At 60.9% G+C, this 5,904-nt stretch carries 8 protein-coding genes; 1 reads left to right on the top strand and 7 read right to left on the bottom strand.

Annotated elements, in window-relative coordinates:
• From Q0M35_RS16605 to Q0M35_RS16580, 6 genes are all read right to left on the bottom strand, one after another.
• Positions 1-349: fumarate hydratase C-terminal domain-containing protein (locus Q0M35_RS16605; RefSeq protein ID WP_295317383.1), on the bottom strand; the 349-nt coding region annotated here is incomplete at its 3' end.
• The gene (locus Q0M35_RS16600; RefSeq protein WP_295317382.1) at positions 346-1,302 is read right to left on the bottom strand and encodes a fumarate hydratase; all 957 of its coding nucleotides are present in this window, start codon (positions 1,300-1,302) and stop codon (positions 346-348) included. The genes Q0M35_RS16605 and Q0M35_RS16600, both read right to left, overlap by 4 nt.
• Positions 1,299-3,056, bottom strand: coding sequence for an FAD-binding protein (locus Q0M35_RS16595; protein ID WP_295317381.1), 1,758 nt, complete (start codon positions 3,054-3,056; stop codon positions 1,299-1,301). Before Q0M35_RS16595 ends, Q0M35_RS16600 begins: the two co-directional genes overlap by 4 nt.
• 2 nt (positions 3,057-3,058) lie before the next feature.
• On the bottom strand, positions 3,059-3,400 hold the full coding sequence (gene sdhC / locus Q0M35_RS16590; RefSeq protein ID WP_295317380.1) for a succinate dehydrogenase, cytochrome b556 subunit: 342 nt from the start codon (positions 3,398-3,400) through the stop codon (positions 3,059-3,061).
• Positions 3,397-3,714 (bottom strand): succinate dehydrogenase, encoded by a 318-nt coding sequence (locus tag Q0M35_RS16585; RefSeq protein WP_295317385.1) that lies wholly within the window; start codon positions 3,712-3,714, stop codon positions 3,397-3,399. The genes sdhC and Q0M35_RS16585 overlap by 4 nt, the downstream gene beginning before the upstream one ends.
• A gap of 22 nt (positions 3,715-3,736) precedes the next feature.
• Entirely contained in the window at positions 3,737-4,444 is a 708-nt protein-coding gene (locus Q0M35_RS16580) for a 2Fe-2S iron-sulfur cluster-binding protein (RefSeq protein WP_295317384.1), read from the bottom strand.
• A gap of 143 nt (positions 4,445-4,587) precedes the next feature.
• Between Q0M35_RS16580 and Q0M35_RS16575 the strand changes: the two genes are divergently transcribed.
• Entirely contained in the window at positions 4,588-5,376 is a 789-nt protein-coding gene (locus tag Q0M35_RS16575) for a nitroreductase family protein (RefSeq protein ID WP_295317379.1), read from the top strand.
• A gap of 9 nt (positions 5,377-5,385) precedes the next feature.
• Here the strand turns inward: Q0M35_RS16575 and Q0M35_RS16570 are convergent.
• Positions 5,386-5,904: aminotransferase class III-fold pyridoxal phosphate-dependent enzyme (locus tag Q0M35_RS16570; RefSeq protein WP_295317378.1), on the bottom strand; the 519-nt coding region annotated here is incomplete at its 5' end.

Below are 5,904 nucleotides of genomic sequence, written 5' to 3'. Positions count from 1 at the left end.
TGTAATCCTTTGACGACATCCCGCCCTTGCCGATGATCAGCCGCGCGCCGGTTTTTGCCATCCATTCAGGCAGCCATTTAGCAAAGCGAAAGCTCGCGGTCGCCGTCACAGCGCCAAGATCGAACGAGCCGTCCTCGCGGATCACCGCCGCCGGCGAACAGTGGAAATTGGCGGCACTCTGCGAGGGCAGTTCCAGCGGGATATTGGCCTTTTCCTCGAGCGCGCGCATGTAAACACCCTCGCGCGCGGTATAGATCAGCCCGTCCAGATAAACGATGTCACCAAGCCTGAGATCAGCGACAGCCTGCGCAGTCGGTGTTGTGCTCAGGGTGACTTCGCGCAGGCTCATTGGGCGGCCTCCAGGCCGGCTTCCCAGTCCACGCTTTCGCGGCGCTGATAAGGGGTGAACCAGTCGGGATCGGTGCGGTATTCAACACGCCCGTCGGGGAACAGCCGCGCAACGGCCCGGCGCGAGGACAGACAGAAGGCATGCACAGACATCTGCATGCCGCCAGTATGGCAGTAGCCGACTTCAATATTACAATCTATCACCATGTTTTTGCCGACAAATCCCATCGCGCCCATACCGATGGAATTGCCGAGCTCTTTAAACTCATCCTCCATCGCCGCGATCTTCGGATCGGAGTTGCGGCTACCCACCGTGCGCAGGGTCGAGGCACGCTTGCCAAGCACCATACAGGTGTCTTTGGACCCGCCGAGCCCGATGCCGATAATCGCCGGCTGACAGGCCAGCCCGCGTTTACCAAAGGCCATCAGGCTGTCGAGGTAAAACCGTTTGATGCCCTGCACCCCGTCTGACGGGAAGAGCATCCGGTAGTCCGTGCCGAAAAGCCCGCCTTTGTGCACCGTGATAAGATCGATCCATTCGCCCTCCGGCTCAAAACCGTATTCGATCTCGGGCGCGCCGATACCGACATTGTTGTTGTGATCCGTACGCCAGAGCGGGTGGACCCGGTTGGGGCGCAGCGGCACTGAGCTGGTGGCCGTCGCCGTGGCGCGCCTGAGCGCGGTCTCCAGCGCCACCGGCCCGCCTTCAATGCGTGCCTCATTACCCATTTTCACGAACCAGCGCGGCACCCCGGTGTCACCGCACATCGCACGGCGGTCTTCTTTGGCCGCTTCATAATTGTCCAGCATCGCTTTGAGAACAAAGGATGAAAGGTCTCCGTCCTCTGTTTTCGCCGCTGCTTTGAGACCGTCGAGATAGTCTTCCGGGATCTCGATGGCGGCCTTTTCCATCAGGCGCTCTGCGGTGTTCCGGATCAGATCAATTGTTATCATTGTGCTGCCACCAGTGTTTCGGGCTCCCCGTCGGGCAGAATGGTCTCGCCGGGACGGACGATCGTAAATCTCACGTCTTCTCGGCCAACCTCCAGGCGGTCGCCCTGCATCCGCGCGATGGTGAAATAGCTGTCCGTCAGATCCCCCTCGTCAGGAAAATCCTCGCGGTAATGCGCGCCGCGTGAGTTTTCGCGCGCAAGCCCCGCGCGGGCGATCACCTCAGAAACCTCACAGAGCGACGCAAGGTTCAGCCAGTCGTGCCAGGTGAGGTTGAACGCCAGATTGTCAGCGGAAACGCCGGTCTGCAAAAGCTCCGCGCTGATCTCATCGATGCGTTCGAGGCCGCGCTTCAGGCCCGCGGCGGTGCGCATCACGCCGACCTCTTCCCACATCGCCTCCTGCAGACGGTTGCGCAGGGGCTGCACCAGCGCCGGTGTCTGGCGCAGCGGACGCCGAGCGCGTTCCATCTCTGCGGCAAGCACCCCTTCATCAGGCTCGCGCAGTGCGCTCATGCGACGAATATCCGTGCCCATCGTGTCTCCGGCAATCCCGCCATAGACGGTCGAGTTTGCCACACCATTGCCGCCGAGGCGGTTGGAGCCGTGGGCCCCGCCCGCATCTTCGCCGGCCACATAGAGCCCTTCAAGGGCCGTGCGCGTGTCGGTATCGACCACCACGCCGCCCATGAAATAATGTGCCGTCGGCACCACCTCGACACGCCCGGCGGCCAGATCGAAGCCGCTGTCTTCGCAGCGTTTGACCATGCCTTTGAACTTTTTGCGCACCAGATCCGGGCCCAGATGCGCCATTGAGATAAAAAGCCCCTTCTGCTCGGGGTTATTGTTCTTGCGCATTTCGGCATACATGCCCCGGCTCACGACATCGCGGGTCGCGCGCTCACCCTTGGCGTCGTAATCGAACATGAACTGCTGACCGGCTCCGTTCAGCAAATGCCCGCCAGCGCCGCGCAGCCCCTCTTCGAGCACCGTGCCGGTCATCCGGCTGTGATCGCCGGCAAGCAGCCCGGTGGGGTGAAACTGCACCATCTCCATATCCCGCAGCGGCAGTCCTGCGCGCAGGGCCATGGCGAGCCCGTCCATGGCTTTGTCCCCGCTGGGCGTGTGGTATTTATACATGGTCGGGCCGCCCCCCGTGGCCATCAGCACCGTTTTCGCCCGCACAAACCGGAACTTACCGGTGCGCATGTCGATCATCAGCACGCCTGCCAGCGCGGTTTTGTCTTTCGTCGGCACAAGGCCAATGGCGCGGTGCTCCTGCAGCTTTTCCACGGGGCGCGCCAGCACCTGTTCCATCAGCCGGTTGATGATCTCGATGCCTGTCAGATCGCCCTTGTGCACCGTGCGGTCCGCCGTCTGCCCGGCAAAGGCTTTCTGGTGCAGCGTGCCGTCCGGATTGCGGTCGAAAAAGCAGCCGATTTCGTTTTCCAGCTCACGGATACGCACCACTGCCTGTTCGCAAAGCCGCCAGGCCATATCCTGATCAGGCAACCATTTGCCGCCCTGTATTGTATCCATGAAGTGCCGCTCGACAGTGTCGCCGCCCCCCAGCGCCACATTATACCCCCCCTGCACCATGCGGGTGCAGCCGCATTTGCCGATCAGCCCCTTCACGGCGATGGTGATTTTGGTGCCTGGCGGGGCAGATTGCTGGGCGTGCAGTGCAGCAAAGAGCCCCGCGCCACCGGTGCCGAGGATCAGAATGTCAGTGTCATGGCGGTCAACGTCATGGGTCATGGTCAGATCACCTGTAAAAAGAATGTGCCCGAAAGCAGCACGGCAAAGCCCACCGCACCCGCGGCCAGTGATTTCTGCGGCGCGGACCAGGGCAGCCATTCCATCGCCATCAGGCGCAGCCCACCCGCAGTGTGCACAGCAAGCAGAAACACGAGGCCGAATTCTGCAAATTTAACAAGAGGCAGCTCGGCAAAGGTAAGAAAATTATCGAGCCGTTCCGGCGCCCTGAGTGCAAGCGAAAGCACATAAAAATGCAGCGGCAGAAAGAGCGCGAGAGCCACGCCGGAGACCCGGTGCAACACAAACGCCAGCCAGAGCGGATGGGCGCGTGCAGGCCGCATCATACGCCGCCCCCGGTGACGGCCATGACCGCTCTGCCGCCCATGGCAAAGAGCACAAGCCCGATGCTCCAGCTCAGTGTCGTCAGTGCCGCGCCGCGCATCCCGAAGGTTTCATGGATGATCACCCGCAGACCGATGGCCGCATGCACGGATACCGCCAGCACAAAGGTGCCGTAAAAGGCAAACCAGAAGATCGACCCCTGCGTACGACCCAGGATTTCGCCGGTGCTCAGTCCTCCCTGCACCGCGTAGATCATCACTGCGATATGCCCGAGTGTCAGTGGTGCCATAATCAATGCGGTGATCCGCTGAGCCATATATAAACGCAGGTTCAGCATCTTATCCCTTTCGGTTGCGGAAGAAACTGCGCGCCGTTTCACGTTTCAGACCGGCGATGGCGGCCATCGGATCCAGCTCGTTGGGGCAGTAGAAGGTGCAGCTTCCCATTGAGTGGCAGTTGTGACACCCGCCCGTCCCAGATACGGCGTCAAGGATCCCCGCACGGTTGTCGTGTTTGGTATCATTATAAAGTGTCCAGGCGCGTTGCAGCGCCGCAGGCCCGAGGTAGTCGTCATTGCCCGCCACCGTGTCGCAGGCCGCATAACAGACCGAGCAGTTGATGCATTCGATGCCCGCACTTGCCGTCACCCGGTCGTCGCCGTCCGGGTCAACGGGCGCGATCGGCTCATTGCGGCTGGCCGAGGGGGTATGCACGCCACCTGCGGCCACCCATTTGTCGAAGAACGGATCCATATCAGCCGCCAGATCCTTGATTACCGGCAGATTTCTCAGCGGGCCCACTTTTATGGCACCGTCGGTCAGCACCTTCCTGACGTGGGTTCTGCAAGTCCAGCGCGGCTCACCGTTCACCATCATCGCACAGGAGCCGCACATGCCTACGCGGCAGGCAAAGCGATAGGTCAGAGTGGGGTCTTCGTACTGCTGAATCCAGGAGACCACATCGAGAATTGTCTGGCTCTCATAGGCAGGCACCTGGTATGTCTGATAATCACCGTCCTCGCCGCCCCGCCAGACCGAGACATCCATTGTTTGTGACTGACCGTCCACCCGGGGCTCCTGACGCGATTTTATTTGGCTGCCCGAGATATAACGTGGAGCAAAGCTAACGAAAAGGAATATGTTCTTATGGTTTTCGTAAGTATTTCTTACAAAGTGCGGCCGGCAATCTGATGGTCGGGAGCAGGCTCAGCGAACTTCTGACTGCCCGTTTCGGAGAGGCCCCGGGCGTGCCTGACGGTCTGGAGAGCCATCCGTTTCTTACCTGCCTCGCGGCGCGCGGATCCTGCCGGGCGTTCACGACTGACACAGTGACCGACGCCACGCTGGAAACCCTTGCGGCCGCCGCTCTTTGCGCGCCATCCAAGAGCGATCTGCAACAGCGCGACATCCTGATTGTCAGTGCACCGGAACAAAGGGGCGCGCTTCGCGATCTGCTCTCAGCGCAGGCCTGGATCGCCGATGCCCCGCATTTCGTGATCTTTCTGGCCAATAACCGGCGGCAGCGCCAGGTTCAGAAAATGCATGAAAAGCCCTTCCCGAACGACCATCTGGATGCCTTTTTCAACGCAAGCGTCGATGCCGGCATTGCGTTGGCGCTTTTCATGGCCGCTGCTGAAGCCGCAGGCCTCGGATGCTGCCCCATCAGCACGATCCGCAATCACCTCGCGCCGGTACGCGACCTCTTCTCACTGCCCGATCATGTGTTTCCTGTCGCCGGCATGGCCATCGGCTACCCTGCGGACACGGCCCGCATGAGCCCGCGCCTGCCTCTCAGTGCGACAGTACATAATGACCGCTTTTCGGACTGTTCAGACGAGGTGATCCAGGACTATGACGCGCGCCGCAGTGCAGCTACCGGCGGCCCCGCCTGGTCACGGACCAGGGCTGAGATGTATGCAGAACAGCAGCGCGGGGATTTCGGCGGTTTCATCCGCGGCATCGGCTTCAAAACAGATTAACCGGGCAATTCAAAGCACTGCATCAAAAGTCTTTTTCAGCTTCCCGACAATCTCGTCCACATGTTCGTCTTCCATGATGAACGGTGGGGCGAGCAGCACGTGGTCGCCGTTCTGCCCGTCCACTGTGCCGCCCATCGGATAGCACAGCAGCCCGTTGGAAAAGGCCGTTTGCTTGAGCTTTTTGTTTACGGCTTTCGCAGGATCGAAAGGTTTCTTGCTGCCCCGGTCCTCGACGACCTCAAGCCCGAGAAAAAGCCCCCGGCCCCGTATATCACCAATATGCGGGTGCTGGCCGAATTCAGAATGCAGCGCTGCCTGCAGCTTGTCGCCCATCGCGGCACAGTTTTCCACAAGCCCGCCGGTGAGTTTGCTCAGCACTGCATTGCCCGCGGCACAAGCCGTGGGATGGCCGATATACGTATGCCCGTGCTGGAAAAAGCCGGAACCCCCGGCGATCGTGTCGTGGATCTCAGCGGTGCACATCATCGCGCCGATCGGTTGATAGCCGGCGCCGAGCCCCTTTGCGAT

It is taken from the genome of Roseobacter sp., from assembly GCF_024639605.1.
Lineage (GTDB): Bacteria > Pseudomonadota > Alphaproteobacteria > Rhodobacterales > Rhodobacteraceae > Roseobacter.
The sequence above is the reverse complement of the archived record's forward strand: the minus strand, read 5'-3'. Positions and strand labels throughout refer to the sequence as shown.